Consider the following 2,498-nt stretch of genomic DNA (forward strand, 5'->3'; position numbering starts at 1 on the left):
CCGCCGGGCACAACCCATCCGGTATGGATGCGCTTGGTGCCGAGCAGTTCGATCACGTGCTGGCCGAATCGCCGCAACCCGATTCCTGCGCGTCCCAGTTCGGGCCGTGCGGCGGCAACGCCGAAGATATGGCGCTGTGCCGGGTCCGATTCCATGCCCAACAGCAGATCGGGCGACGAAAGATGGAAGAAGCTCAGCGCATGCGACTGTACCATCTGGGCCAGGTTCAGCATGCGGCGCAGTTGCGCAGCGGTGTGCGGAATGCGCACCGACATGATGGCTTCGCAGGCTTTGGCCGACGCCAGCAGGTGCGAGACAGGACAGATCCCGCAAATGCGCGCCGTGAGTGCCGGCATCTCGTAGAACGGCCGGCCCTGGGAGAACTTCTCAAAGCCGCGCACCTGGGTTACATGAAAGTGCGCGTCCTCCACCTCGCCCTGGGCGTTCAACTGGATCGTGATCTTGCCGTGTCCTTCGAGCCGGGTAACCGGGTCGATCGTGATGGTCTGCGTCATAACTCGAACTCCTTCGGGGATCAGGCTCCAAAGCGGGTGAGGGCCGGAATATCCAGCGGCTCGCCGGTGATGAGCGCCGTCAGCGCTGTGTGGAATGTATCGGCGGATGGCGGGCAGCCGGGCAGGAAAACGTCCACCTTCACAAATTCATGGATGGGCCGGACGATCTTGAGCAGTTTAGGCACCACCACGCAGGGAATCTGTTGCTGTATCGTGGCGTTCTCAATGTAGGCGCGGTCGAGAATCGCTTCCGGACCGAGCGGATTACGCATTGAGGGAACGTTGCCTGTAATCGCGCAGTCTCCCATCGCAATCAGCATCTTCGCGTGGGCACGGATCTTCCTGATTTTCTTCTCATCGTCAACCGATGCCACGGCTCCCTCGACCAGAGCAATGTCCACGTTGTCTGGAAACTCCTTGGTGTCCACAATCGGGCTGTACACCACGTCGACGAGATTCGCCAATTCGAGAAGTCGTTCATCCATGTCGAGAAACGACATGTGGCAGCCGGAGCAGCCGTCCAGCCATGCAGTTGCCAATCGCAGTTTGCTCATTGCGCCTCCCTCATCATGTTCAGATTGGGCAGAAAATCGGGATACTTGGGGTGATCGGAGCCGATCTTGCCCTTGTCAAACAGCGCTCCGGTGGGGCACACCTGCACGCATTTGCCGCAACGAGTGCAACTGGATTTACCCCAATCCTCGTGCAGATCCGTGATCACGATGGAGTTGATGCCACGGCCCATCACATCCCAGACATGTGCGCCTTCAACTTCGGCGCAAACGCGTACGCAGCGAGTGCACAGGATGCAGCGGTTGTGGTCGACAGTGAAACGCTCGTGCGATGCATCAACCGTAAGTTCGGGATTGCGGTAAGGAAGGCGAACGTGTGTCAGGCCCTGTTCCTGCGCCATCGACTGCAAGTCGCAGTGTCCATTCGACACACAGACTGAGCAAACGTGGTTGCGCTCGGCAAACAGCAACTCAAGGATGGTGCGGCGGTGCTTCCGCAACCGCTCAGTATCCGTGCTGACTTCCATGCCTTCAAATACGCTGGTGACGCAGGCCGGAAACAGCTTATTGTTGCCCTTGATCTCAACCACACATAATCGGCAGGCACCTACGTCTGTGAGGCCGTCGAGATGGCACAGTGTAGGAATGTGAATGTCATTCTCTTTGGCGACTTCAAGGATGGTTTGCCCCGAGCGTGCGCTCACTTCCTGTCCGTCGATTTGCAGTGTTTTTACGCCAACACTTTCGCTCATGCCAACACCTCCGCGGGAGCTTCTATATGAGTGGTTGCTCCAGCGATATTGCAGACGCCGGCCGGACAACGCTTGTGCACAATGTGTTCGATGTATTCGTTCTTGAAGTAGCGGAGTGTGCTCAACACCGGGTTTGGCGCCGTCTGTCCAAGACCGCAAAGGCTGGTTTCCTTCACCGTGGCACAGAGATCGACCAGGAGTTCAAGATCGGCCATGGTGCCCGTGCCTTCGCAGATGCGGGTAAGCAGGGTATGCATCTGGGCGGTGCCGGCGCGGCAAGGAATGCACTTGCCGCAGGACTCGGTCATGCAGAACTCGATGAAGAAGCGAGCCACGTTCACCATGCAGGAGGTATCGTCCATCACGATCATGCCGCCCGAACCCATGATGGAACCGACCGCAACCAGGGCGTCGTAGCTGACGCCGATGTCCAGCATCTCCGCCGGGAGACAGCCGCCCGATGGGCCGCCGGTCTGCACGGCTTTGAACGTATGTCCGTCCGGCACCCCGCCGCCGATAACTTCGATGATCTCGCGGAGCTTGATGCCCATGGGCACTTCGACCAGGCCGGTATTCGTGATTTTGCCGGTGAGCGCAAAGACCTTGGTGCCCTTGCTGCGGGCCGAGCCCATGCTTGCAAACCACTTGCCGCCGTTGCGAATGATGGGTGCGATGTTGGCGAAAGTTTCCACATTGTTAATCAGCGTGGGGCGTCCCCA

General features: G+C 58.9%; 4 protein-coding genes. All 4 read right to left on the reverse strand.

Translation table 11 applies throughout. From position 1 onward, the window contains the following. Positions 1 to 515: nickel-dependent hydrogenase large subunit (locus WA354_RS00820; protein ID WP_472811108.1), on the reverse strand; the 515-nt coding region annotated here is incomplete at its 3' end. Positions 516 to 535: 20 nt separating this feature from the next. Then, the gene (locus tag WA354_RS00825; protein ID WP_472811109.1) at positions 536 to 1,069 is read right to left on the reverse strand and encodes an NADH-quinone oxidoreductase subunit B family protein; all 534 of its coding nucleotides are present in this window, start codon (positions 1,067 to 1,069) and stop codon (positions 536 to 538) included. Continuing rightward, on the reverse strand, positions 1,066 to 1,779 hold the full coding sequence (gene hoxU / locus WA354_RS00830; protein WP_472811110.1) for a bidirectional hydrogenase complex protein HoxU: 714 nt from the start codon (positions 1,777 to 1,779) through the stop codon (positions 1,066 to 1,068). The genes WA354_RS00825 and hoxU overlap by 4 nt, the downstream gene beginning before the upstream one ends. After that, positions 1,776 to 2,498: NADH-ubiquinone oxidoreductase-F iron-sulfur binding region domain-containing protein (locus WA354_RS00835; protein WP_472811111.1), on the reverse strand; the 723-nt coding region annotated here is incomplete at its 5' end. The genes WA354_RS00835 and hoxU, both read right to left, overlap by 4 nt.

The sequence above is a fragment of the Occallatibacter sp. genome (assembly GCF_049802275.1).
In the GTDB taxonomy this organism is placed as follows: Bacteria; Acidobacteriota; Terriglobia; order Terriglobales; family Acidobacteriaceae; genus Telmatobacter.

Excerpts from the sequence above, each read along its gene's own strand:
- WA354_RS00825 (WP_472811109.1), bottom strand. The coding sequence starts at position 1,069 with ATGAGCAAACTGCGATTGGCAACTGCATGGCTGGACGGCTGCTCCGGC.
- hoxU (WP_472811110.1), bottom strand. The coding sequence starts at position 1,779 with ATGAGCGAAAGTGTTGGCGTAAAAACACTGCAAATCGACGGACAGGAA.